The following is a 23,658-nucleotide window of genomic DNA, read 5'->3' as shown; positions in this document are numbered from 1 at the left end:
GGACGGCCGGACCGTGGCACGCTGTCCGGCGTGAAGATCTACGCCGACCGTTTTCCGACCGCCCTCCGTCAGCTCCTCACCGATCTGCTCGTGGTCGTCTGGGTGTACGCGGCGATCCGCTTCGCGCTCTGGCTGCACGACCTGGTCGAGAAGCTCGCCGTACCCGGACAGAAGCTGGAGGGGGCCGGCGGCGGGCTCGCCGACAACCTGGCCGACGCCGGCGGCAAGGTCGGCCGGGTGCCGCTGGTCGGCGACGAGCTGACCGGCCCGTTCACCAAGGCCGCCGAGGCCGCCCGCGCCGTCGCCGAGGCCGGCCGCGACCAGCAGCAACTGGTCGGCCAGCTGGCCCTGGCGCTGACCGTCGCCGTGCTGGTCTTCCCGCTCGGGCTGGTGCTGTTCGGCTGGCTGCCGCTGCGGGTGCGCTGGATGCGCCGCGCCGGCGCGGCGAAGGCCCTGGCCGCCGCCCCGGCCGGGCGGGACCTGCTGGCGCTGCGCGCGCTCGCCGGGCAGCCGCTGGCCAAGTTGCACCGGATCGCCCCGGACGTGGCCGAGGCGTGGCGGCGCGGCGACGACGCCACGGTCGACGCGCTCGCCGCCCTGGAGCTGCGCGGACTCGGGCTGCGCACCGGCCGGTAAGGTGTGCCGGTGCTGTACTTCCTGATCGTCGTCGCGGTCCTGCTCCTGATCTACGCGGGCGTCCTGGTGAGCTTCGTCCGCAAGGGCCGCCGGATCCCGCCGGCCGCGTACCTGGTGCTGGCCGGGCTGAACGGGCTCATCCTGGCCGGGGTGATCGCCTGGGCGGTCGCCCGCTGACCGGCGAGCCCCCGCCGGCGTCCGGCGGGGGCCCGGACCGTCACGTGGTGGGCGGGATGCGGCGGCGGACGTCCTGCGCCGTGGACGGACCCGGTTGCCAGCGGGCCACCCAGGGTTGGTCGGCGGGCGGGGTGGCCACGCCTTCCTCGATCGAGGCGTAGCGGCCGGCGATGATCCGCTTCGCGGCGGCCACGTCCAGCGCGTCGGTGTTGGACCACAGCCCGGTGAACAGCTCGTCGACGCGCAGCCGGGCCTGCCGGCAGAACAGGTCGGCCAGCTCGACGTTCTCCGGGTGCTCGGCGCGCTCGGCGGCCGCCCGGACGCAGACCGCCGACATCGCGAACAGCTCCGCGCCGATGTCCACCACCCGGCCGAGGAACGCCTGCTTGCGCTCCATCTTCCCCTGCCAGCGGGACATCGCGTAGAAGGTGGACCGGGCCAGCTTGCGGGAGGTCCGCTCGACGTGCCGCAGGTGCCCGGCGAGCGGGCCGAACTCGTGGTAGGCCCCGGGCGCCTGGCCCTTGCCGACGGCCAGGGTGGGCAGCCACTTGGCGTAGAAGACGCCGGCCCGCGCGCCGGCCTTCGCCTTGCGGCCCAGCCCGGCGTCCGGGTCGATGATGTCGCCGGCCACCGAGAGGTGCGCGTCGACCGCCTCGCGAGCGATCAGCAGGTGCATGATCTCGGTGGAGCCCTCGAAGATCCGGTTGATCCGCAGGTCGCGCAGGAGCTGTTCGACCGCGGCCGGGCGCTCGCCGCGGGCAGCCAGGGAGTCGGCCGTCTCGTAGCCGCGCCCGCCCCGGATCTGGATCAGCTCGTCGGCGATCTTCCAGGCCATCTCGCTGGCGTAGAGCTTCACCAGCGCGGCCTCGATGCGGATGTCGTTGCGGTCGTCGTCGGCGAGCAGGCAGCAGAGGTCGAGCATGGACTCCATGCCGTACGTGGTGGCGGCGATGAAGGACAGCTTCTTGGCGACCGCCTCGTGCTCGCCGACCGGCCGGCCCCACTGGACCCGATCGGCGGCCCACTCCCGGGCCACGTTCAACGCCCACTTGCCGGCGCCCACGCACATGGCCGGCAGCGAGAGCCGGCCGGTGTTCAACGTGGTCAGCGCGATCTTCAGGCCCTTGCCCTCGCCGCCGATCACGTTCTCCTTCGGCACGAAGACGTCGTGGAACCGGGTGAGGCTGTTCTCCAGGCCGCGCAGCCCGATGAAGGCGTTGCGCCGCTCGACGGTGATGCCCTCGCTGTCGCCCTCCACCACGAAGGCGGTGATGCCGCCGCGCCGACCCTCCCCCGCCGGCACCCGGGCCATCACCACCAGCAGGGTGGCGACCGTGCCGTTGGTGGCCCAGAGCTTCACCCCGTTGAGCCGGTAGCCGGTGCCGTCCTCGGTCGGCTCGGCCGTGGTGGCCAGGCGGGCCGGATCGGAGCCGACGTCCGGCTCGGTGAGCAGGAAGGCGGACACCTCGCCGGCGGCCAGCCGGGGCAGGAAGCGCTCCTTCTGCTCCGGGGTGCCGAACATCTTCAGCGGCTGCGGCACGCCGATCGACTGGTGCGCGGAGAGCAGCGCGCCGATCGACGGGTTCACCGAGCCGGCCCGCATCAACGCCCGGCAGTAGTGCAGGTTGCTCAGCCCGAGGCCGCCGTGCTTCCGGTCGATCTTCATGCCGAAGGCGCCGAGCCGGGCCAGCCCCTGGAACACGTCGTCGGGGATGCGCGCGTCCCGCTCGATGGCCGCACCGTCCACCTCGGAGTCCAGGTACGCCCCGAACGCCGCCAGGAACTCCTCGGCCCGCGCCGCCTCCGCCGGATCGGAGCGGGGCCAGGGGTTGATCAGGTCGAGCTGGAAGCGGCCGAGGAACAGCTCCTTGCCGAAGCTGGGCCGGTCCCAGGCCGACTCGCGGGCCGCCTCGGCGACCTGCCGCGCCTCCTTCTCGGAGACCTGGCCGGCCTCGCTCGGCAGCGGCCCGGCCCCGCCCGCCGCCGCCGCGGCTGCGCCGGCCGGCGGCTGCTGGGGGTCGTCGATGGGCGCCACCCGCCCGGTCGGGCCGCCGTGTCCGGCGGGGTCGGGTCGGCTGTTCTGTGTCGTGGTCACGGCTGCCTCCTGGAGACCTCGGTTCCGGCTGCGTCGACGTGCGACGAGAACGACGCTACCCCCGGGTGTTACCCAGGGGTAGCGTCGCGCGCACGTCCGATTTGGCGGGTCCGCGCGGTCAGTCGCCGGCCAGCGCCCGCGGATCGTCGTCCTCGTCGTCGATGTCGTCGTCACCCCAGTTGCGCCGCGCGAACGGCAGGATCACCCAGAAGACCAGGAACCAGACCCCGGTGAGCGCGCTCAGCAGGAAGGCGATCGGGCGGCTCAGCACGAAGTCGGTGACCAGCAGGACCGCGCTGACCATCGAGATCAGCATGAAGCCGAGGCCGGCGCTGGCCATCCGGTGCGCGAAGCGGACCAGCTCCGGCTTGCGGCCCTGGCGGAACAGCGCCCGGTGGAAGGCGACCGGCGAAATGATCATCGCGGTCGCCGCGGCTGCGGCCAGCAACGCGACGATGTAGACGTCCCGCTGGAATTCGGTGGTCCGGGTGAAACCGTTGCTGAACGGCAGGGTCAGCAGGAAGGCGAAGAGGATCTGCACCCCGGTCTGCGCCACCCGCAGTTCCTGGAGCAGGTCGGCGAAGTTGCGCTGCCAGCGCTGCTTCTCGGTTTCCTTGGACACCCGCTACCTCCAGGGAAGACGGTACTGCGGGTGAGGGTCTCCCACCGGCAGCACAGCCTGTGCCCCGCCCGGCCGAGCGTGAAACCGGTTCAGGAACCGCGGCGGATGCGGCCCGCGTACCGGGCCTCCAGCTCGGCGTTGTGCTCGTCGCCGCCGGTGATGTTGGCGGACAGGTAGACCGGGGGCCGCTCCCCCGCCGCGAGCAGCCGGGCGACCACCTCGGCGACGATCTGCTGGGCCAGCAGCGCGGCGGTGATCGACGAGACCGCGCCGACCGCGCCACCGTCGGGCAGCGGCAGGGTGGCGTCGCCGTACGGGGCGCCGTTGTCCAGCACCACGTCGGCGAAGTCGGCGAGCTTGCGCCCGGACGGGTGGCGCGAGGTCATCCGGGCCGAGTGCTGGACCGAGGTGATCGCCACCAGCCCGTGCCCGCGCTCCTTGAGGATGGCGGCGAACTCGACCATGGCGCCGTTCACCCCGGAGTTGGAGGCGAGCACGAACACGTCCTGCGGCCGGACCGGGGCCAGGTCGTAGAGGCGGTGCGCCACGGCCGGCTCGCGCTCCAGCTTCGGGTCCAGCACGTCGGCCGGCTCGCCGCCGTGCAGCACCAGGTCGCGCAGGGCGATCCGGTTGGTGGGGACCAGCCCGCCGGCCCGGCCGGCGATCTCCATGGCGAGGGCCTCCGAGTGGCCGGTGCCGAACGCGTGCACCACCCCGTCGGCGCGCAGCGACGCGGCGATCAGGTCCGCCGCCCGGGCCACGTTCTCCCGCTGGTCGGCGGCGACCCGGCCGATCGTCTCGGTCACCACCGCCAGGTACGCCTCGGAACTCACCGTCATGCTTCCTCCGTCCCTCGGGGCCGGGCCAGCCACTCCACCGCGAAGTCGACCGCCGCCCGCTGCCTCATCAACCGGCCCGTCCCGTCGCCGACCGGCCCGAGCCGCACCGCGCCGGTGGCCTCCAGGTCGGCGCCGAGCCGGGCGAAACACTCCTCGTCCAGGCGTACGTCGTCCCACCACACCCACTCCCGGCCGCCGTCGGCGGTCAGCACGGCCGCGCCGCAGCGCTGCCGGGGCGGCGCGGGTTGCCGGTACTCGGCCAGGTGCAGGGAGGTGTTGCTGCCGTGGTCCACGCCGAGCAGCAGCACGTCGGCGTCGAGGTCGTAGAGGCGGGCCAGCGGAGACCCCTCGCCCAGCATGTCGGCCCGCTCGTGGCCGGCGACGATCCGGGCGGCGGCCGGCCCGAGCGCGGCGAACGAGACGTACGGGTGGTCGCTGCGCAGCGCCTTCGGCCAGGTGCGGACCAGCTCGGCCAGCGCGCCCATGAACCGGCTCGGTGTCACCGCCGGATCGAACCCGGGCAGCTCGTCGCGGATCACCGGCCACCAGTCCGCCGGCACCGGCGGGTTGGTCCAGTCCGCCGGGTCGCTGTTCTCCGGCGTGTGGGTGGGCACCACCACCGTGCCGGCCGGGCCGAGCACGTCGCGCAGGGCGAGCAGCACCGCCTCCGGGCCGCCGCAGAGGAAACCCAGCGGGCGCAGTGAGGCGTGCACCAGCACGGTCCCGCCGGGGCGTACGCCGAGGTCGCGGAGCTGGGCGGCGAGCGACGCGCGGGTGTGCGGCCGGGCCGACGTGGGGCTCGCGATCATCGGCCGACGCGGGCGAGAACCGCCGCGGCCAAAGGGCCGGGCGCCTCGTCCGGGATCCAGTGGGTGACGCCGGGCAGCACCAGGAAGCGGTAGTCGCCGGTGACGTGGGCGGCGCACGCGTCGGCGGCGGTGCGCCCGATCGCCACGTCCCCGTCGCTCCAGACGAACGTGGTCGGCACGCCCACCGGCCCGACGGCCTTCATGTCCGCCCCGGTCATCGCCCGGTACCAGTTCAACGCCGCGGTCAGGGCACCGGGCTCGCGCATCGGCTCGGCGTAGCGGGCCACCCGGTCGGCGTCGCCCACCCCGCCGAGCATCCGGCGCAGGGCCGCCGCACGGAACGCCAGCAGCACCTTCTCCGCCTTGCCCGGCTTGCGGAACAGGACGATGTAGGAGGACCGGGCCTTCTGCCGCGGGTCGGTGGCGAGCGCGTGCCCCATGGCCGCCGGGTGCGGCACCGACACCGCGGTCAGCGTGCGCACCTGCTCCGGGTGCGCCGCCGCCAGGCCCCACGCCACGATCGCGCCCCAGTCGTGGCCGACCAGGTGGGCGGAGGTCACCCCGAGCGCGTCGAGCACCGCGGCCGCGTCGGCCACCAGCTCCGGAATCCGGTACGCCCCGACCTCCGCCGGCCGGGCGCCGGGCGAGTAGCCGCGCTGGTCGAGGGCGTACGTGCGCAGCCCGGCGGCGTGCAGCGCGGGGGTCACCTCGTCCCACTCGCCGGAGTGCTGCGGGAAGCCGTGCAGCAGCAGGACGGGGTCGCCGCCCTCGGGGCCGCCGGTGCGTACCTCGAATGTCAGACCTCGCGCCTCGACCCGCATGATCGCCACCCTAACGGGCGATCGCCCTGCTGGGCCCGGGGCCGGGGTCGGTGCTAGCGTCTGCGACGAGACAACTTCACATCCGACAGGGGAGCGCACAGCGCTGAGAGTGCGGGCCGGTGCCCGCAGACCCTCGAACCTGATCTGGGTAATGCCAGCGCAGGGAGTTCGGTCGACCTCCAGCCGCGCCGCCGTCCGGTGACCACCGGGCGCGGCGTGCGTCTTCTCCTGGTTCCTCACCTGAACTGGGAGTCAGCCATGAACCACACCGACAGCAACCGCTGGCGCACCGTCGACATCGTCGTCGCCTCGGTGATCGCCGTCGCCTTCGGCGTCATCTTCTGGGCCTGGGGGCTGGTCTGGAGCGCCACCGACGCCGCCTTCGCCTTCTTCCCGCCCGCGCAGACGCTGATCTACGGCGTCTGGCTGGTGCCGGCCGTGCTGGGCGGGCTGGTCATCCGCAAGCCCGGCGCCTCGCTCTACTGCGAGCTGCTGGCGGCGGTCGTCTCCGCTCTGCTGGGCAGCCAGTGGGGTGGCATCGTCATCGTGCAGGGCCTGATGCAGGGTCTCGGCGCCGAACTGGCCTTCGCCGCCTTCCGCTACCGGGCGTTCCGGCTGCCGGTCGCCCTGCTGGCCGGCGCGCTGACCGGCCTGACCGCCGCGATCTTCGACTTCGTCTACTGGAACAAGGCCTACGACCTGGTCGACTACCGCCTGCCGTACGCCCTGCTGACCATCGTCAGCGCCACCGTGATCGCCGGCGCGGGCTCGTGGTTCCTCACCCGCGCCCTGGCCAACACCGGCGTCCTCGACCGCTTCCCGGCCGGCCGCGACCGCGCCCTGGTCTGACCGCCACCCGCCGAGACCGCGTTGATCAAGAGGTTTGCGTCGGCGAAAGCGGTTTTCCTGACGCAAACCTCTTGATCAACCAAGCTGGGGCCGAGAGGGGAGGTGCGACGCGTGGGTGCCGTTCAGGTGCGGGGGTTCGGGTGGCGGCATGCCGGGCGGAAGGGCTGGGCGGTGCGGGGGGTGGACCTGCGCGTCGAGGCCGGGGAGCGGGTGTTGCTGCTGGGCGCCTCCGGGGCGGGCAAGAGCACGCTGCTGGCGGCGCTGGCCGGCCTGCTGCCCGAGGACTCCGGCGAGCAGGAGGGCACCGTCGAGATCGACGGGCTCGACCCGCGCAAGGCCCGGGAACGGGTCGGCATCGTCTTCCAGGACCCGGAGACCCAGCTGGTCATGGCCCGCTGCGGCGACGACGTCGCGTTCGGGCTGGAGAACCGGGGCGTACCCGCCGAGGAGATCTGGCCCCGGGTGGACGAGGCGCTGCGCCGGGTCGGCTTCCCGTATGACCGGGACCGGCCCACCGCGGCGCTGAGCGGGGGCGAGCAGCAACGGCTGGCACTGGCCGGGACGCTCGCCCTGCGGCCGGGGCTGCTGCTGCTCGACGAGCCGACCGCCAACCTCGACCCGGCCGGCGCCGACCTGGTCCGCCGGGCCGTCGCGGACGCCCTCGACGCGGACACCACGCTGATCCTCGTCGAGCACCGGGTCGCCGAGGCGCTGCCACTGGTCGACCGGGTGGTCGTGCTGGAGCCCGGCGGCGGGGTGCACGCCGACGGGCCGCCCGGCGCGGTCTTCGCCGCGCACGGCGACGCGCTCGCCGCCGCCGGGGTCTGGGTGCCGGGCCGCACCGTGCCGCCCCGGCACGCCACCGCGCCTCCCGGCGAGGTGTTGCTCACCGCCGACCGGCTCGGCCTGCCGCCCAGGCTGGGCCCCACCGACCTGGCGGTACGCGCCGGCGAGGCGCTCGCCGTGCTCGGCCCGAACGGCGCCGGCAAGTCCACCCTGGCCCTGCTCCTCGGCGGCCTGCTCCGCCCCGGAACCGGTACGGTCGCCGCCACCCCCGCCCTCGCCGGCCGCGACGCGCGCACTCCCCCGCACCGCTGGCGGGCCCCCGCCCTGGCCAGCCGGATCGGCTCGGTCTTCCAGGACCCGGAACACCAGTTCGTCACCGGCACCGTCCGCGACGAGCTGGCCCTCGGCCCGCGCCGCACCGGGCAGCCCGAGGCGGCCGTGGCGACCACCGTGGACGCGCTGCTGCAGCGGCTGCGGCTGGACCGGCTGGCCGGCGCCAACCCGTACACCCTCTCCGGCGGGGAGGCGCGGCGGTTGAGCGTGGCGACCGCCCTGGCCACCGCGCCCCGCCTGCTGATCTGCGACGAACCCACCTTCGGCCAGGACCGGCGGACCTGGCGGGAACTGGTCGACCTCCTCGCCGACCTGCGCGACGCCGGCCACGGCGTGGTCGCGGTCACCCACGACGCGGACTTCGTCGCCGCGCTGGCCGACCGCACCATCACCCTGGAACGCCGATGACCTCCGCCGGCACAGGCCGCACCCTCACCCGGGAGTGCCGATGATCAGCGTGGAGCCGGTCGCCGCGGCCGGGGCGCCGCTGGCCCGGCGCAATCCGGTGGCGAAGCTGGCCGCCGCGCTGGTCTTCACCCTGATCCTGGTGGCCACCCTGGACCCGGTGGCACCGGCCATCGCCATCGCCGTCGAACTGGCGGTGCTGCCGCTGTTCGGCGTCCGCTACCGGGTGCTGGCCCGGCGGGCCTGGCCGCTGCTGGCCGGCGCCGCCGGCATCCTGGTCACGCTGGTGCTCTTCGCGGCCGACCGCTCCGGCCGGGTGCTGGTCGAGGCCGGCCCGGTCGTGGTCACCGAGGGCGTGCTGGTCACCGCGCTGGGCCTGGTGCTGCGGATGCTCGCTGTGGCGTTGCCCGGGATCCTGGTCTTCGCCACCACCGACCCCACCGACCTGGCCGACGCGCTGATCCAGAACGCGAAGGCGCCCGCCCGGTTCGCCATCGGCGCGCTGGCCGCGTTCCGGCTGGTGCCGCTGCTGGAGGAGGAGTGGCGGATGATCAGCATGGCGCGCCGGGCCCGGGGCGTGGACGCCGGCCGCAACCCGGTGGCCAAGCTGCGGCTGTTCGGGTCGACGGCGTTCACGCTGCTGGTCGGAGCCATCCGGCGGGGCACCCGGCTGGCCGTCGCCATGGACGCCCGGGGCTTCGACGCCGGCACCCCGCGGACGGTCGCCCGGCGGCAGCGCTTCACCCGGGCGGACGCCCTGCTGGTCGCCGGCGCGGCAACAATCGCCGGGGCGGCGCTGACGGTCAGCGTGGTGCTGGGCACCTTCCGCCCGCTGATCGGCTGACCGGCGGCTCCCGCTACCGCCGGAGCTGGGCCACCCCGCTCCGGTACGCCAGCACCACCGCCTGCACCCGGTCCCGCACCCCGAGCTTGGCGAAGATGCGGTTCACGTGCGTCTTCACGGTCGCCTCGCCGACGAAGAGCTGGTCGGCGATCTCCCGGTTCGACAGGCCGAGCGCCATCATCCGCAGCACTTCGGTCTCCCGCGCCGTCAACTCGGCGAGGCCCGGGTGGGCGACCACCGACGCGGTCGCGGTGTAGTGGTCGATCAGGCGACGGGTGATCGACGGGGAGAGCAGGGCGTCGCCCCGTGCCGCGGTCCGCACCGCCTCGGCCAGTTCCCGGGGCGGAGTGGTCTTGAGCATGAACCCGGAGGCGCCGGCCCGCAGCGCCCGGTAGACGTACTCGTCGAGGTCGAAGGTGGTCAGCATGATGATCCGGGTGTCGCTCCGTGCCGCCAGGATCCGCTCGGTCGCGGCAATCCCGTCCAACGGCGCCATGTGGATGTCCATGAGCACCACGTCGGGCGCGAACCGGGTCGCCAGCTGCACAGCTTCCTCGCCGTCGGCGGCGTCGGCGACCACCTCGAGGTCCGGCTGCGCCGTGAGGATCATGCGGAGGCCGCCGCGCACCAGCGCCTCGTCGTCGGCGATGAGGACCCGGGTCATCCGGTGACCCCCGCCGTGGCCGGCGCGCCCTTCGACGCCTCGGCGTCGAAGGGCAGCGTGACGCGTACCTCGAAGCCGCCCTGCGGGCGGGGACCGACGCTGACCGTACCGCCGAACAGCTCCACCCGCTCCCGGATGCCGGTCAGGCCGTGCCCGGTGCCGGCGTTCCGCCGGGCCGGGCCGGGCCCGTCGTCGGCCACGTGCAGCCGGAGGGCGTCGCCGGCCTCTTCGATCGAGACGCGGACGGTCGCGCCCGGCGCGTGCCGGGCGGCGTTGGTCAGCGCCTCCTGGAGGATCCGGTAGCCGCTGACGTCGGCGGCGGCGGGAATCGCGTCGAAGTCACCCGTGACGGTCACGTCGACCCGCCCGCCGGCCAGGGTCACCCCGGAGCTCAGCGCGTCGATCCGCCGCAACGACGGCAGTCCCTCCGGGGCCGCCTCCGCGCCGCGGAGGATGACCAGCAGCCGGCGCAGCTCGGTGACCACGTCGCGCCCGACCTCCTGCACCGCGTCGAGGGACGCGCGGGCCTGACCCGCGTCCGAGTCGAGCACGGCCTGCGCCGCGGCGGCCTGCAGCACCATCACCGAGACCCCGTGCGAAACGATGTCGTGCAGTTCGCGGGCCACCCGCAGCCGCTCGTCCGTCCGGGCGGCGGCCTCCCGCTCGGCGGCCAGCGCCACCAGCCGGGCCGCCTGCGCACGCCGCATCCGCACGGCGTACCCGGGACCCAGCACGGCGAGCCCCACGAACAGGATGAAGATCCAGTCGGAGTCCCCGGCCACGGCGTTCTCGATCCCGAGCGGGAGGAAGTAGCTGACCACGGCGACCGTGGGAGCTGCCCGGCCACCCACCGCGACACAGCCGAAGGTGGCGGCGACCAGCGCCAGCAGCGGCACGACCGGCCACTCCGGCAGGACGGGCGTGAGGCTCTGCGCGGTGAAGCAGGCGCCGGCGAGGACGGCGGCCGTCCGGGGGTACGACGTGCAGCCGGCCACCGCGAGGCCGTAGCCGACCAGCAGCACGGTGAGGACGGCGAGCCAGCCGGCGGAGAGCGCGGCGAGGTCCGGCCCCTCCCCCTCGACGTAGCCGGCCAGCGGGACGTAGAGCTCGGCCACGCCGAACGCGAACAGCGCGGCACCGGCGAGCGAGCTGGCCACGCCGCGCCACCGCCGGACGTCGAGGACGGCAGACATGCCGGAAGGGTAGCCACGGCGGACCTGCCTCCGCGTCCACCCACGGGTGTAGCGACGGCCGCCGACACTCCACCCACGGATCAACCTCCGCGCCGACGACCCGGTCCGGGTGCGGCTCCTAGCGTCCCTCCCACGACTTCGGAAGGAGACACTGATGAACGACAGCACCGGAGGCCGGACGGGCCGGCGGCTCACCGCGGGCGCCCTGCTCGGCGGCGGCGTGGTGTACGGCGTCGCGAACGCCTTCTACTGGGTGATGTTCCCGGACGACGTGGCCGAGACCGCCGGGAACGTGGCGGTGGCCGCCGGGAACCTGGGCGCGTGGCGGGTGGAGACCATCCTGTTCGCGCTGGCCCATCTGCTGCTGCTGCCGGCGACGCTCGGGCTGGCCGCCACGCTGCACCGTGGCAAGCCGGTGGCGGCCACCATCGGCGGTGCCATGGCGCTGCTCGGGCTCTACTTCTCCACCGTCCACCTGTGGCAGTACAACGCCTTCTTCGGGGCCCTGGCCGGCGGCGGCGTGGCGGCCGACGCCGCCCGGCCCGTGACCACCGCGATCGACGGGGACCCGTTCGTGATGGCCTCGTTCGCGGTGTGGCTGCTCGGCTGGCTGGTCGGCCTCCTCGTGCTGGCCTTCGGCGCCTGGCGGGCCCGGCTGGTGGCCCTGTGGGTGCCGTTGCTCCTCACCGCCGGGCAGGTGCTGGATCTGGTCGGCACGGGCGTCCCGGTCAAGCTGACGGTGAGCGTGCTCATGGTGGCCGGCTTCGTAGGCCTGGCCGTCGGCGTCGCGCGGTGGCGCGGCGTCGAGGCCCCGGCCGGGACGGCGACCCCGGCGACCGCCGCGGCCTGAGCTGCGGAAGCGGGCGCGTGGGGGCGCTTCCCGCGGCTTCGGGTGCAGTTGTCGTCGCTGGAGCGGCGACAACTGCACCCGACGACCTCAGCTCCGCCGGAACGCGTAGAACCGCGTCTGGCCGGCGCGCTGGCTGCGTCCGGCGAGGCGGGCGTCGCGCCCGGCCGGCGGGCCCGCCTTGGGCGGGGGTGCGGTGTCCGCCAGGGCGGGCAGGGCGACCGGGGACGCCACCGTCAGCGTGTCCAGATCCGGCGGGGTCACGTCCACCAGGGACGGTTTTGGCGTCTGCTTGCGGGACTTCTTCGGACTGCGCTTGGCGGGCATACGCTGCCTCCTGACTGTCGGGCACCCGTGGGCACGGCGAGCGGGGAACACCCGGGCGGGTCCGGCCAGGAACACCACGCCACCGACGGTGACGGGAGGATGCGGACGCCCGGGGCGCACGATCCACGGCGGTACGCACGGTGGACCGGGCCTTCGAGAGGTGGGCGTCAGTTACGCATGCCGACACGCTAACCCACCGCCGTCCCGGCGCACACCCGAATTACCGGCACCACCCGCGCGGTGGGTGAAGGACGGGCCGCCACCACACCCTCACCCGGCGTCGACACTCCGGCCCACCCCCGCACCGGCCGCGATACGGTCGCAGCACGGGCACCGGAGACGAGGGGTGGCGGTACGCATGGCACAGCAGGCGACGGCGCAGATCGGGGTCACCGGTCTGGCGGTGATGGGCCGCAACCTGGCCCGGAACCTGGCCCGCAACGGCTTCACCGTGGCGGTGCACAACCGCTCGCCGGAGCGCACCCGCAGCCTCGTGGCCGAGCACGGCGACGAGGGCACGTTCGTGCCGGCGGAGTCCCTCGCCGACTTCGTGGCCGCGCTGGAACGCCCCCGCGCCGTGATCGTCATGGTGAAGGCGGGCGCCCCCACCGACGCGGTGATCGACGAGCTGGTCCCGCTGCTGGAGGAGGGGGACATCGTCGTCGACTGCGGCAACGCGCACTTCGCCGACACCCGCCGCCGGGAGGAGGCGCTGCGCGGACACGGGCTGCACTTCGTCGGCACCGGCGTCTCGGGCGGCGAGGAGGGCGCGCTGCGCGGGCCCAGCATCATGCCGGGCGGCTCGGCCGAGTCCTACCGGAAGCTCGGCCCGATCTTCGAGCGGATCGCGGCCCAGGTGGACGGCGTCCCGTGCTGCCGGCACATCGGGCCGGACGGCGCCGGCCACTTCGTGAAGATGGTCCACAACGGCATCGAGTACGCGGACATGCAGCTCATCGCCGAGGCGTACGACCTGCTGCGGGCCGGCCTGTCGGCGAGCCCGGCGGAGATCGCGGAGATCTTCCGGGAGTGGAACGGCGGCGAGCTGGAGTCCTTCCTCATCGAGATCACCGCCGACGTGCTCGGGCACAGCGACGCGGCGACCGGCCGGCCCTTCGTCGACGTGGTGCTCGACCAGGCCGAGCAGAAGGGCACCGGCCGGTGGACCGTGCAGAGCGCGCTGGACCTCGGCATCCCGATCACCGGCATCGCCGAGGCCACCTTCGCCCGGTCGCTCTCCGGGCACGCCGACCAGCGCGCCGCCGCGCGCCGCGCCTTCCCCGACGCGGGCGAGAAGTGGCAGGTGAACGACCGGGACACCTTCGTCGAGGACGTCCGGCGGGCGCTGCTGGCCAGCAAGATCGTCGCGTACGCGCAGGGCTTCGACCACATCGGCGCGGGCAGCCGGGAGTACGACTGGGACATCGACCTGGGCGGCACCGCCACCATCTGGCGGGGCGGCTGCATCATCCGGGCCCGTTTCCTGGACCGGATCCGGGAGGCGTACGACACGGAGCGGGACCTCCCGACGCTGCTGGTCGCCCCCTGGTTCGCCGACCGGGTGGGCGCCGGGGTCCCGGCCTGGCGGCGGGTGGTGGCCGACGCGGCCCGGGCGGGCGTGCCCACGCCGGCCTTCTCGTCGTCGCTGGCGTACTTCGACGCGTTGCGCGCCGAGCGGCTGCCGGCCGCGCTGATCCAGGGGCTGCGGGACAACTTCGGCGCGCACACCTATCACCGGGTGGACCGGGACGGGTCGTTCCACACGCTCTGGGCGGGCGACCGCTCCGAAGTGGAGGCGTGAGCGCGCTCAGGCGAGCGTGGCGTGCATCTCCCAGACCAGGATCTCCGCCGGCTCGGCGGCGGTCACCCGTTGGCCCCCGGCCATGGTGATCCGGGCCGCGTCGCCCTCGGTGAGTTGTCCGGCTGCTTCCAGCGTCACGGCGCCGCTGGGCACGTAGAGGTGCAGGAAGGGCGCGTCGGGCAGGTTCACCGTGTCGCCGGGGCCGAGCCGGGCGGCGTGCAGGGTGGCGTACCGGTTGCGGATCCGGATGGCGGAGGCGCCGTCGTACCGGTCCATCCCGGAGGCGACCGGCACGAGGCCGCCCCGCAGCAGCTCGTCGCCGATTTCGACCTGCTCGTAGCCGGGGTCGATCCCCTCCTCGTCGGGGAGCACCCACATCTGCACGAAGTGGACCGGGTCGCGGTGCGGGGCGGTGCCGTCCAGCCGCCAGGAGTCGTTCTTCTCCGAGTGCAGGATGCCGGTGCCGGCGCTCATCCGCTGGGCCAGGCCGGGATAGATGACGCCGGAGTGGCCGGTGGAGTCCTGGTGGACCAGCGAGCCGCGCAGCACCCAGGTGACGATCTCCATGTCCTGGTGCGGGTGGGTCTCGAAGCCGCTGCCCGGGCGCACCACGTCGTCGTTGTTGACCAGCAGCAGCGCGTGGTGGGTGTTGGCCGGGTCGTAGTGCCGGGAGAACGAGAAGGAGTGCTTGGAGTCGAGCCAGGACAACCGGGTGAAGAAGCGGTCACCGGCCCGGCGGACGTCCACCGCCGGTGCGGGCGCCGTCGCCGTCACCAGGCACGCTGCCCGGTCTCGGCCGGCGCCCAGGTGAGTGCCGGTTCGCCGGTGCTCAGCTCGGCGATCTCCCCGGCGCGTACGGCGGGCGTGTGGCCCAGTTCGGCGCAGTGCTGCTCGGCGATCTCCGCGCAGATGTCGGCGACCTGCTCGCAGATCGGGCTGCCCAGGTCCGCCGCGTTCAACGCCATGATCATTTTGAACCGGAGATCGTGCATCCTCCACCCCCGTGGCGGGCGCGTCCCGGCGGCGCGCCCTGCGCCCGATCGTACGCGCGGGCGCCCCGCTCCCGGCCGGAAAGCCGGATGCGGGGCGCCCGCGACACGGCCCGCCCCGACGTCGCGGCGGGCCCTCGACGTCACCAGAACCGACGGCGCTTGGCCTTCTGCGGCCGCAGCATGTCCGCGCCCTTGACGAGCAGTCGGCTCACCCCGGTCGGGCCGCGACGGGCCTCCAGGGTGTGGCTGAGCCGGCGCGCGCCGGCCGCCGCCAGCGGCACGGCGACCGCCATGACCGCCCACTGGGCAATCCGCTTCTGAATCATGTGGGTTCACCTCCGCAATCTGCCTGCTGTCCGATTGATACCCACCGGGCGGCGTCGGTAAGCGTGACCTCAGGCGCCGGGAGCCACCGGATTGGGCAGCGCGCCGCCGAAGCGGCGGTCCCGCTGGGCGTAGAGCTCGCAGGCGTACCAGAGGTGCCGGCGGTCGAAATCCGGCCAGAGGGTGTCGAGGAAGACCAGCTCCGCATAGGCGCTCTGCCAGAGCAGGAAGTTGGAGGTGCGCTGCTCCCCGGAGGGGCGGAGGAAGAGGTCCACCTCGGGGACCTCCGGGTGGTAGAGGTATTTCCCGATGGTCTTCTCGGTGACCTTGCCCGGGTCGAGCCGGCCGGCGGCCGCGTCGCGGGCGATCGCGGCGGCGGCGTCGGCGATCTCCGCCTGACCGCCGTAGTTGACGCAGAACTGGAGGGTCAGCTTCGAGTTGCCCCGGGACATCTCCTCGGCGGTCTGCAACTCGGAGATGACGCTCTTCCAGAGCCGCCCGGCCCGGCCGGACCAGACGACGCGGACGCCCAGGTCGACGAGCTGGTCCCGGCGGCGCCGAATGACGTCGCGGTTGAAGCCCATGAGGAAGCGGACCTCGTCCGGCGAACGGCGCCAGTTCTCGGTGGAGAAGGCGTACGCCGACAGGTAGGGGACGCCCAGCTCGATCGCACCCTCGATGGTGTCGAACAGGCTGTGCTCGCCCTGCTCGTGACCCTTGGTCCGGGGCAGCCCGCGCTCCTTGGCCCAGCGGCCGTTGCCGTCCATCACCACGGCGACGTGCTTCGGCAGCGCCTCGGCCGGCAGCGCCGGCGGCCGGGCACCCGAGGGGTGCGGAGTCGGTGGCACCGGCTCGCGCCGGCCGGCCCTCATCGATCGGATCACTCGGTAATCTCCCTGTTCACACCAGCGGCGGCTGGTCCGGCGCCGGTGCGCGGCGGGACCACACCCGGCCCCGCGCCGCCGGGCGGCGGGACCGCGCCGGACGCCGGGGCACCCCGGTCGACCAGCGGCAGCGAGCGTAGCGCGCGTTCCAGATGCCACTGGAGGTGCGCCGCGACCAGGCCGCTGCACTCGCGGCGCACGCCGGTCTCGGTGGCGTCGGCGTACGCCCAGTCGCCGGTGGTCAGCGCGGACATCAGCGCGACGGTGGCCGGGGCGGGGTGGGCGGCGCCCGGGGGCCGGCAGTCCGGGCAGACCGCGCCCCCGGCCGGCACGGAGAACGCCCGGTGCCGCCCCGGGGTGCCGCAGACCGCGCACGCGGTCAGCGCCGGTGCCCAGCCGGCGAAGGCCATGCCGCGCAGCAGGTAGGCGTCGAGCACCAGCGTGGTGGCGTGCTCGCCGGTGGCCAGCGAGCGCAGCGCGCCGAGGGTGAGCTGGAACAGCCGCAGCGAGGGTTCCCGCTCGATCGGGGTGAGCCGCTCGGCGGTCTCGGCGATCGCGCTGGCCGCCGTGTAGCGGGGGTAGTCGCCGAGGAACCGCTTGCCGTAGAGGTCGATGCCCTCGGCCTGGCTGATGGTGTGCAGCGAGCTGCCGAGGTTGCCCTTGGGGTCGCCGGCGAGCTGGAGGTCGACGTGCCCGAACGGCTCCAGCCGGGCGCCGAACTTGCTGGTGGTCCGGCGTACGCCCCGGGCCACCGCGCGCAGCCGACCGTGCCGCCGGGTGAGCAGGGTGATGATCCGGTCGGACTCCCCCAGCTTCTGCGCGCGCAGCACCACCGCGTCGTCGCGGTAGAGCTGTCGGCGGTATCCGGCCATCGGCCCATTCTCCCTCGGGGTGCGATCTCAGGGTCTCCTCGGGGTGGATCGGCGGTCGTACCCGGATGCGCCGCCCGCACGGTCGGTCGTAGCGTCCTGGCCATGGCTCTGCACCGGACCGCCGTCGCCGCCGCCGCGGCCGCCTCCCTGATCGTCCTCGCCGGGTGTGACACCCTGTCGTTCCGCCGCCTCGACTACGACCAGACCGAGCAAGCGAAGATCGCCCGGATCACCGTGCCGGCCGGCGGCGCGGGTGACGTGACGATCCGGGCCACCGGTCCGGCCGACCAGGTCCGGATCAAGCGGGTCGTCCGCTACGAGGGCGGGGAGCCGAACACCCGCTACGAGATCAAGGGCGACGAACTGGTGCTGCCGAGCGACTGCGGCTCCCGGTGCACGGTCTCCTGGGAGGTGACCGCCCCGGAGGGGGTGACGGTGCGCGGCGAGGCCAGCTCCGGGAACGTCACGCTGCACCGGGTCGGCCCGGTGGACTTCACCCTGAACTCCGGCGACATCAACGTGACCGAGGCCCGTGGCGAGGTCCGCGCCTCGACCACCTCAGGGAACATCGAGGTGGTCGAGGCGACCGGCCCGGTCCGGCTGCGCGCCTCCTCCGGCGACATCAGCGCCCGGCGGCTCGCCGCCGGGGTGGACGCGGAGGCCACGTCGGGCAACCTCGTCGTCGAGCTGGACCAGCCGGCCGCGGCCCGGTTGCACGCGACCAGCGGTGACGTCGACCTGACCGTGCCCGAGGGCCGGTACCGGGTGCGGGCGGACGCCAAGTCCGGCGACACCGATCTCGCCGTGCCCAACGACCCGGGCTCGTCCCTGCTGCTCGACGTCTCCGCCACCAGCGGCAACGTGACGGTCCACCAGCGCTGAGGGCGGTCGCGGGTCAGCCCGGCGTGCGGCCCGCCCGCTCCGGTGCGCGGCGCTGGCCCGGCACCCGGGCGCCCGCGGCCGCCAGTTCGGCGGGCGCCGGGCTGGCCGGTGCGGCCGCCGCCCGCTCGGTCACGGTCCGCCGGGGGCGGCCGGGCACCAGTTCCGGGGTACGCCGGGCGGCCCGGTCCTCGACCCAGCCGACCAGCAGGGTGACCACGCCGACCAGCGCGAACACCAGCGCCACCCGGATCGCCAGCCCCAGTAGGTCCTGGTGCGACCAGCCGACCACGTCGACCAGCGGGGTGAGCGCCACCACGAACGGCATGTGCCAGAGGTAGACGGTCAGCGCGCGCCGGTTCAGCACGGTGACCACCGGGCCCAGCACCGGGGTGCGGTCGACCCAGGGCGCCCCGGCCGGCGCCCGGCCGATCGCCACCAGGATGAACGCCGCCGACCAGAGCGCGTTGCCCAGGTGGATGTCGTTCAGATCAAGGCCGCGCGGGCCGGGGTGGGTGAAAATCCAGCCCAGCCCGGCCGCGCCGAGGGCGAGCGCGAGCGGGACCAGCACCCGGTTGGCGGTGCGGCGCAGCAGGCCGTCGTGATGGGCGAAGCCGAGCAGCCAGGCCCCGAAGTACAGGCCGAACTCGCGCAGCACGGTCGGCGGGTTCGCCAGCACGCCGAACTCGATCGCCGCGAGCAGCGCGTACGGGGCCAGCAGGGTGGGCAGCGGGGCCCGGCGGAACAGCCGGAGGGCCACCGGCGAGGCCAGCACGAACCAGAGGTAGTCCCGCAGGTACCAGATCGGGCTCAACGCGAGGCCGCCCCAGTAGTTGGCCGGCGGGTCGCTGACCGGGAAGAGCCAGAGCAGCACCTTCGGGGTGAACGGCAGCCCGGTGAGCAGCATGGCCGGCACGAAGAGCGCGGCGAGCACCCAGAGCGACGGCAGCAGCCGGCGCAGCCGGCGCCCCACGGCCGGCACGCCGCTGCGGTCCAGCGACGCGGCCATCAGCGAGCCCGCGAGCGCGAACATCACCGACATGGCCGGGAAGATCAGGGTCAGCGTCGCCCATCCGGTGACGTGGTAGACGACGACTCGCACGATGGCCAGGGAGCGGAGCAGGTCGAGGTATCGGTTTCGCATCAGCTCGCGGGGGCGTCGGGGGCGGGAGGTAAGCCTCCCTACCCTCCGATCCACCTGGACGAAACGGTGCGCGGGCCGGGGTCAAAAGTGAAAAATTCCATAAAGCAGACCGATCCGGACCATCCCGGCAGCTGCCGCAACGCGAACCGCCGGCACCGAGCGATCGGGGCCGGCGGTTCAGGCGTACGGGGTCAGAAGCCGAGCTTGCGCAGCTGCTTCGGGTCGCGCTGCCAGTCCTTCGCGACCCGGACGTGCAGGTCCAGGTAGACCCGGGTGCCGAGCAGCTCCTCGATCTGCCGGCGGGCCGTGATGCCCACCTGCTTGAGCCGGCTGCCCCGGTGACCGATGACGATCGCCTTCTGGCTCGGTCGCTCCACGTACACGTCGGCGTAGATCTTCGTGACGTTGCCCTCGGGGATCATCTCCTCGACCACGACGGCGATGGAGTGCGGCAGCTCGTCCCGGACGCCCTCCAAGGCGGCCTCGCGGACCAGCTCGGCCACGAGCACCTGCTCCGGGTCGTCGGTGAGCATGTCGTCCGGGTAGAGCTGCGGCGACTCCGGCAGGTAGCCGGTCATCACGTCGACCAGCGTGTCCACCTGGTGGCCCGAGACGGCGCTCACCGGCACCACGTCGGCGAACTCGCCCATCTCGCTCACCGCGAGCAACTGCTCGGCCAGCCGCTTCTTGTCCACCAGGTCGGTCTTGGTGACCACGGCCAGCACGGTGGCCCGCAGGCTGGCCAGCTCGCCGGTGATGAACCGGTCGCCCCGCCCGATCGGCTCGTTCGCCGGGATGCAGAGGCCGATCACGTCGACCTCGCTCCAGGTCTCCCGGACCAGGTCGTTCAGCCGCTCGCCGAGCAGCGTGCGGGGGCGGTGCAGGCCCGGGGTGTCGACCAGCACGAGCTGGGACTCCGGCCGGTGCAGCACCGCCCGGATGATGTGCCGGGTGGTCTGCGGCTTGTTCGAGGTGATTGCGATCTTGGTGCCGACGATCGCGTTGGTCAGCGTCGACTTGCCCGCGTTCGGCCGCCCGACGAAGCAGGCGAACCCGGCCCGGTAGGGACGCTGCTCGACCTCACTCACTCGACCACCGTGCCGAGGACGGTGCCGTCCGGTGCGGCCACGTGGACCGGAGCGTCGGCGGAGAGGTCGCGGACCGCGGCGTGCCCCGCGCCGTCCAGCGTCGACGCCTCGGTCACCACCACGGCGGCCTCCAGCCGGCTCGCGCCCGCGGCCACCGCCGAGGCGACCGCGAGCTGGAGCGCGGTCAGGGTCAGCGACGGCAGCGCCACGCTGGCCGCCGCGTACGTCCGGCCGTCCTGGTCGCGGACCGCCGCGCCCTCCACGGCGCCGACCCGGCCCCGTGCCCCCCGGGCCAGGACGACCAGCTTGCCGTCCTCGGCGCTCAGCTCGGCCGGATCGGACGGGGTGGGCCGGGCGGCCGGCACGGCGGGTGACTCAGGCATCGGCGGGTTGCCTCTCCTCGGAACGGTTCTGGTTGCCACGGGGATCGGCCTGCTCGCCGCGCCCCGCGCTGTCCGGCGCGTCGCCCGGCTCGACCCGGCTGACCAGCACGGTGTCGATCCGGTTGCGCCGGCCGGTGGTGCCCTCGGCGATCAGCCGCAGGCCGGCCACCTCGGCCCCGGAGCCGGGGATCGGCACCCGGCCGAGCGCCTGGGCGAGCAGGCCACCGACCGTCTCCACCTCGTCGGTGGGCAGTTCGGTGTCGAACAGCTCGCCCAGATTCTCCACCGGCAGCCGGGCGGTCACCCGCACGGCCCCGTCCGCCAGGCGTTCGACCGGCGGGCGTTCGACATCGTACTCGTCGGTGATCTCGCCGACGATCTCCTCGAGGATGTCCTCGATGGTGACCAGGCCGCCGGTGCCGCCGTACTCGTCCACGACGATGACGAGGTGGTTGCGCGCCGCCTGCATCTCCGAGAGCAGGTCGTCGACCGGCTTGGACTCGGGCACGAAGGTCGCCGGGCGCATCAGCTCGGCCACCGGCATCTGCCTGGCCTCCGGGGCGCCCTGGATCCGCCGGATCAGGTCCTTGAGGTACAGCACGCCGAGCACGTCGTCGACGTTCTCGCCGATCACCGGGATCCGGGAGAAGCCGGAGCGCAGGAAGAGCGCCAGCGCCTGCGCGAGAGTCTTGCGCTCCTCTATCCACACCATCTCGGTCCGGGGCACCATCACCTCGCGGGCGATGGTGTCGCCGAGCGCGAAGACCGAGTGGATCATCTGCCGCTCGCCGTGCTCGACCACGCCGCGCTGCTCGGCCAGGTCGACCAGCTCGCGCAACTCGACCTGGGTGGCGAACGGCCCCTCGCGGAAGCCGCGCCCCGGGGTGACCGCGTTGCCGATCAGGATCAGCAGCGAGGCCAGCGGGTTGAGCGCCCGGCCCAGCCAGCGCACCAGCGGCGCGACCGCGCGGCCCACGGCGTAGGCGTGCTGCCGGCCGAGGGTGCGCGGCGCGACGCCGACCACCACGAAGCTGACCACGGCCATCGCCCCGGCGGTGACCAGGGCGGCCCGCCAGCCGGCGCCGAACGTGTCCACCGCCACCAGCGCGACCAGCGTGGTGGCGGTCAGCTCGGCCAGCAGCCGGAGCAGGAGCAGCAGGTTGAGGTGGCGGACCACGTCGCCGGCGACCGCCTGGAGGGTGCGCGCGCCGCGCGCGCCGTCCCGGGCCAGCTCGGCGGCCCGGGCCGGCGAGACGGCGGCCAGCGCGGCCTCGGTCATCGCGATCAGGCCGGCGAGCACCACCAGCCCCGCCGCGACGGCAAGGAGGGGGAGATCGGGCAGGCCGGCGGGCGCGCCGCCGGCCGCCAGGGTGGTGATCACTGCGATCGGGTCGACCGCCAGCTGGCCAGCAGTCGGGCCTGGAGACCGAACATCTCCCGCTCCTCCTCCGGCTCGGCGTGGTCGTAGCCGAGCAGGTGCAGCACGCCGTGCACGGTGAGCAGGTGCAGCTCGTCGGCGGTGGTGTGCCCGGCGGTGGCCGCCTGCTTGGCCGCCACCTCCGGGCAGAGCACGATGTCGCCGAGCAGGGCCGGCTCACCGCCGGCCGGTGCGCTCTCCCCCGGACCGTGGTCGACGCTGCCCTCGTCCATGGGGAAGGCGAGCACGTCGGTCGGGCCGTCACCGCCCATCCAGCGGTGGTTCAGCTCCGACATGTATTCGATGTCGACCAGCAGCACGGAGAGCTCGGCGAGGGGGTTGACCCCCATCTCGTCGAGGGCGTGCCGGGCGACGGCGAGCACGGCGTCGGTGTCGACGTCGGCGCCGGACTCGTTGGCGATCTCGATGGACAACTGTCTTCCTCTGTCGGATTAGCGGCGTCGGCCGGCCCGGCCGCCCTGGGCGGTCCGCCCGGGCACGGCGTGCACGTTCTGCGCCTGCTGGTTCTCCCGCTCGGCGTCCCAGCGGGCGTACGCGTCGACGATCTCGCCCACCAGCTTGTGGCGCACCACGTCGGAGCTGGAGAGCTGGGCGAAGTGCACGTCCTCGACGTTGCCCAGGATCTCCCGGACCACCCGCAGGCCGCTCGTCGTCCCGCCGGGAAGGTCCACCTGGGTGACGTCACCGGTGACCACGATCTTGGAGTTGAAGCCGAGTCGGGTGAGGAACATCTTCATCTGCTCGGGCGTGGTGTTCTGCGCCTCGTCGAGGATGATGAACGCGTCGTTGAGGGTGCGACCCCGCATGTACGCCAGCGGTGCCACCTCGATGGTGCCGGCGGCCATCAGCTTCGGGATCGACTCCGGGTCGAGCATGTCGTGCAGCGCGTCGTAGAGCGGACGCAGGTAGGGGTCGATCTTCTCGTTCAGGGTGCCGGGCAGGAAGCCCAACCGCTCCCCCGCCTCGACCGCCGGCCGGGTCAGGATGATCCGGTTGACCTGCTTGGCCTGGAGCGCCTGCACGGCCTTCGCCATGGCCAGGTAGGTCTTGCCCGTGCCGGCCGGGCCGATGCCGAAGACGATGGTGTGCGCGTCGATGGCGTCGACGTAGCGCTTCTGGCCCAGGGTCTTGGGACGGATGGTGCGACCGCGCCGGGAGAGGATGTTGAGCGTCAGGACCTCGGCGGGCCGCTCGGCGCCGCCCTGCTCGAGCATGCCGACGGTACGCCGGACTGCGTCAGTGGTCAGGGTCTCGCCTTTCTCGATCAGTTCGAGCAGCTCACTGAAGAGACGCTCGGCGAGGGCGTTGTCGGCGGGCGCGCCGGTGATGGTGATCTCGTTGCCCCGCACGTGGACGTCACTGTTGACCGAGCGTTCGACGAGCCGCAGGATCTCGTCGCCCGCGCCGAGCAGGTTCACCATGATCTTCTGGTCGGGGACCGTGATCCTGGTCTGCACCCGGGGCGGGCCGGGAGGTGGGGTGCCGGTCATAGATCGGGCCGTCAGGCCCTACGCCACCTGCTCTCGAACTCGGCGCCGGGCCCTGCTGGCGCGGCGGTCGTGACTCCTATCGTATCGGGTCAACACCCGCGGCACCGTGCCCATTT

Annotated in this window: 27 protein-coding genes and 1 riboswitch; of the genes, 8 read left to right on the top strand and 19 right to left on the bottom strand. The window is 73.8% G+C overall.

What is annotated here, in order from left to right; all coding sequences use genetic code 11:
* Positions 1–30: 30 nt before the first annotated feature.
* Complete coding sequence (locus tag ACFYPD_RS22645; protein ID WP_387116768.1) at positions 31–636, top strand: hypothetical protein; 606 nt, start codon at positions 31–33, stop codon at positions 634–636.
* A 9-nt stretch (positions 637–645) separates the two neighbouring features.
* On the top strand, positions 646–813 hold the full coding sequence (locus tag ACFYPD_RS22640; RefSeq protein ID WP_167537054.1) for a hypothetical protein: 168 nt from the start codon (positions 646–648) through the stop codon (positions 811–813).
* Between the two features lie 40 nt (positions 814–853).
* Here ACFYPD_RS22640 and ACFYPD_RS22635 read toward each other — a convergent pair whose 3' ends face one another.
* The 5 genes from ACFYPD_RS22635 to ACFYPD_RS22615 form a co-directional block, all read right to left on the bottom strand.
* Positions 854–2,848 (bottom strand): acyl-CoA dehydrogenase family protein, encoded by a 1,995-nt coding sequence (locus ACFYPD_RS22635; RefSeq protein ID WP_387117350.1) that lies wholly within the window; start codon positions 2,846–2,848, stop codon positions 854–856.
* A gap of 178 nt (positions 2,849–3,026) precedes the next feature.
* Positions 3,027–3,530: a DUF6328 family protein gene (locus tag ACFYPD_RS22630; RefSeq protein ID WP_387116765.1), complete on the bottom strand. Its 504-nt coding sequence runs from the start codon at positions 3,528–3,530 to the stop codon at positions 3,027–3,029.
* Positions 3,531–3,619: 89 nt separating this feature from the next.
* Entirely contained in the window at positions 3,620–4,369 is a 750-nt protein-coding gene (locus ACFYPD_RS22625; protein WP_387116762.1) for a sugar isomerase domain-containing protein, read from the bottom strand.
* A complete protein-coding gene (locus ACFYPD_RS22620; protein WP_387116759.1) occupies positions 4,366–5,178 on the bottom strand; it encodes an aminoglycoside N(3)-acetyltransferase in 813 nt (270 codons plus the stop codon). The genes ACFYPD_RS22625 and ACFYPD_RS22620 overlap by 4 nt, the downstream gene beginning before the upstream one ends.
* Positions 5,175–5,999 (bottom strand): alpha/beta fold hydrolase, encoded by an 825-nt coding sequence (locus ACFYPD_RS22615; RefSeq protein WP_387116756.1) that lies wholly within the window; start codon positions 5,997–5,999, stop codon positions 5,175–5,177. Before ACFYPD_RS22615 ends, ACFYPD_RS22620 begins: the two co-directional genes overlap by 4 nt.
* 77 nt (positions 6,000–6,076) lie before the next feature.
* A riboswitch (TPP riboswitch) is annotated at positions 6,077–6,183 on the top strand.
* 74 nt (positions 6,184–6,257) lie between these two features.
* Between ACFYPD_RS22615 and ACFYPD_RS22610 the strand changes: the two genes are divergently transcribed.
* The 3 genes from ACFYPD_RS22610 (at position 6,258) to ACFYPD_RS22600 (ending at position 9,216) form a co-directional block, all read left to right on the top strand.
* A complete protein-coding gene (locus ACFYPD_RS22610; RefSeq protein ID WP_387116753.1) occupies positions 6,258–6,848 on the top strand; it encodes an ECF transporter S component in 591 nt (196 codons plus the stop codon).
* 111 nt (positions 6,849–6,959) lie between these two features.
* Positions 6,960–8,375, top strand: coding sequence for an ABC transporter ATP-binding protein (locus ACFYPD_RS22605; protein ID WP_387116750.1), 1,416 nt, complete (start codon positions 6,960–6,962; stop codon positions 8,373–8,375).
* Positions 8,376–8,415: 40 nt separating this feature from the next.
* Positions 8,416–9,216: an energy-coupling factor transporter transmembrane component T family protein gene (locus ACFYPD_RS22600; RefSeq protein WP_387116747.1), complete on the top strand. Its 801-nt coding sequence runs from the start codon at positions 8,416–8,418 to the stop codon at positions 9,214–9,216.
* A gap of 13 nt (positions 9,217–9,229) precedes the next feature.
* On the opposite strand, the gene ACFYPD_RS22595 is transcribed toward ACFYPD_RS22600, so the two are convergent.
* Complete coding sequence (locus ACFYPD_RS22595) at positions 9,230–9,880, bottom strand: response regulator (RefSeq protein ID WP_387116745.1); 651 nt, start codon at positions 9,878–9,880, stop codon at positions 9,230–9,232.
* On the bottom strand, positions 9,877–11,073 hold the full coding sequence (locus ACFYPD_RS22590; protein ID WP_387116742.1) for a sensor histidine kinase: 1,197 nt from the start codon (positions 11,071–11,073) through the stop codon (positions 9,877–9,879). The genes ACFYPD_RS22595 and ACFYPD_RS22590 overlap by 4 nt, the downstream gene beginning before the upstream one ends.
* Positions 11,074–11,227: 154 nt before the next feature.
* On the opposite strand from ACFYPD_RS22590, the gene ACFYPD_RS22585 reads away from it, so the two are divergent.
* A complete protein-coding gene (locus tag ACFYPD_RS22585; RefSeq protein ID WP_387116739.1) occupies positions 11,228–11,923 on the top strand; it encodes a hypothetical protein in 696 nt (231 codons plus the stop codon).
* Positions 11,924–12,010: 87 nt separating this feature from the next.
* On the opposite strand, the gene ACFYPD_RS22580 is transcribed toward ACFYPD_RS22585, so the two are convergent.
* Positions 12,011–12,247, bottom strand: a complete 237-nt coding sequence (locus ACFYPD_RS22580; protein ID WP_387116736.1) for a hypothetical protein — start codon at positions 12,245–12,247, stop codon at positions 12,011–12,013.
* Positions 12,248–12,605: 358 nt separating this feature from the next.
* Here ACFYPD_RS22580 and gndA point away from each other — a divergent pair, with 358 nt between their 5' ends.
* Positions 12,606–14,048, top strand: coding sequence for an NADP-dependent phosphogluconate dehydrogenase (gndA, locus tag ACFYPD_RS22575; protein ID WP_387116733.1), 1,443 nt, complete (start codon positions 12,606–12,608; stop codon positions 14,046–14,048).
* Between the two features lie 6 nt (positions 14,049–14,054).
* On the opposite strand, the gene ACFYPD_RS22570 is transcribed toward gndA, so the two are convergent.
* From ACFYPD_RS22570 to recO, 5 genes are all read right to left on the bottom strand, one after another.
* The gene (locus ACFYPD_RS22570; RefSeq protein ID WP_387116730.1) at positions 14,055–14,822 is read right to left on the bottom strand and encodes a pirin family protein; all 768 of its coding nucleotides are present in this window, start codon (positions 14,820–14,822) and stop codon (positions 14,055–14,057) included.
* A complete protein-coding gene (locus ACFYPD_RS22565; RefSeq protein ID WP_387116727.1) occupies positions 14,819–15,040 on the bottom strand; it encodes a thioredoxin reductase in 222 nt (73 codons plus the stop codon). Before ACFYPD_RS22565 ends, ACFYPD_RS22570 begins: the two co-directional genes overlap by 4 nt.
* A 140-nt stretch (positions 15,041–15,180) precedes the next feature.
* Entirely contained in the window at positions 15,181–15,366 is a 186-nt protein-coding gene (locus tag ACFYPD_RS22560) for a hypothetical protein (RefSeq protein WP_387116724.1), read from the bottom strand.
* Positions 15,367–15,435: 69 nt separating this feature from the next.
* Positions 15,436–16,236: an isoprenyl transferase gene (locus tag ACFYPD_RS22555; RefSeq protein WP_387117347.1), complete on the bottom strand. Its 801-nt coding sequence runs from the start codon at positions 16,234–16,236 to the stop codon at positions 15,436–15,438.
* 8 nt (positions 16,237–16,244) lie between these two features.
* On the bottom strand, positions 16,245–17,120 hold the full coding sequence (gene recO / locus ACFYPD_RS22550) for a DNA repair protein RecO (protein WP_387116721.1): 876 nt from the start codon (positions 17,118–17,120) through the stop codon (positions 16,245–16,247).
* 102 nt (positions 17,121–17,222) lie between these two features.
* On the opposite strand from recO, the gene ACFYPD_RS22545 reads away from it, so the two are divergent.
* Positions 17,223–18,002 carry a DUF4097 domain-containing protein gene (locus ACFYPD_RS22545; protein ID WP_387116718.1) on the top strand — a complete coding sequence of 260 codons (780 nt, stop codon included), beginning with the start codon at positions 17,223–17,225 and terminating at the stop codon, positions 18,000–18,002.
* A gap of 13 nt (positions 18,003–18,015) precedes the next feature.
* Here ACFYPD_RS22545 and ACFYPD_RS22540 read toward each other — a convergent pair whose 3' ends face one another.
* The 6 genes from ACFYPD_RS22540 to ACFYPD_RS22515 form a co-directional block, all read right to left on the bottom strand.
* The gene (locus tag ACFYPD_RS22540) at positions 18,016–19,143 is read right to left on the bottom strand and encodes an acyltransferase (RefSeq protein WP_387116715.1); all 1,128 of its coding nucleotides are present in this window, start codon (positions 19,141–19,143) and stop codon (positions 18,016–18,018) included.
* Positions 19,144–19,334: 191 nt separating this feature from the next.
* Positions 19,335–20,231 (bottom strand): GTPase Era, encoded by an 897-nt coding sequence (era, locus tag ACFYPD_RS22535; protein WP_387116711.1) that lies wholly within the window; start codon positions 20,229–20,231, stop codon positions 19,335–19,337.
* Positions 20,228–20,614 (bottom strand): cytidine deaminase, encoded by a 387-nt coding sequence (locus ACFYPD_RS22530; protein WP_387116708.1) that lies wholly within the window; start codon positions 20,612–20,614, stop codon positions 20,228–20,230. The genes era and ACFYPD_RS22530 overlap by 4 nt, the downstream gene beginning before the upstream one ends.
* A complete protein-coding gene (locus tag ACFYPD_RS22525; RefSeq protein ID WP_387117345.1) occupies positions 20,607–21,992 on the bottom strand; it encodes a hemolysin family protein in 1,386 nt (461 codons plus the stop codon). Before ACFYPD_RS22525 ends, ACFYPD_RS22530 begins: the two co-directional genes overlap by 8 nt.
* Positions 21,992–22,465: an rRNA maturation RNase YbeY gene (gene ybeY / locus ACFYPD_RS22520; RefSeq protein WP_355060095.1), complete on the bottom strand. Its 474-nt coding sequence runs from the start codon at positions 22,463–22,465 to the stop codon at positions 21,992–21,994. Before ybeY ends, ACFYPD_RS22525 begins: the two co-directional genes overlap by 1 nt.
* Before the next feature lie 18 nt (positions 22,466–22,483).
* Positions 22,484–23,542 carry a PhoH family protein gene (locus ACFYPD_RS22515; RefSeq protein ID WP_387116705.1) on the bottom strand — a complete coding sequence of 353 codons (1,059 nt, stop codon included), beginning with the start codon at positions 23,540–23,542 and terminating at the stop codon, positions 22,484–22,486.
* Positions 23,543–23,658 lie beyond the last annotated feature (116 nt).

This window comes from Micromonospora sp. NPDC005299 (genome assembly GCF_042872345.1).
Lineage (GTDB): Bacteria > Actinomycetota > Actinomycetes > Mycobacteriales > Micromonosporaceae > Micromonospora.
The sequence above is the reverse complement of the archived record's forward strand: the minus strand, read 5'-3'. Positions and strand labels throughout refer to the sequence as shown.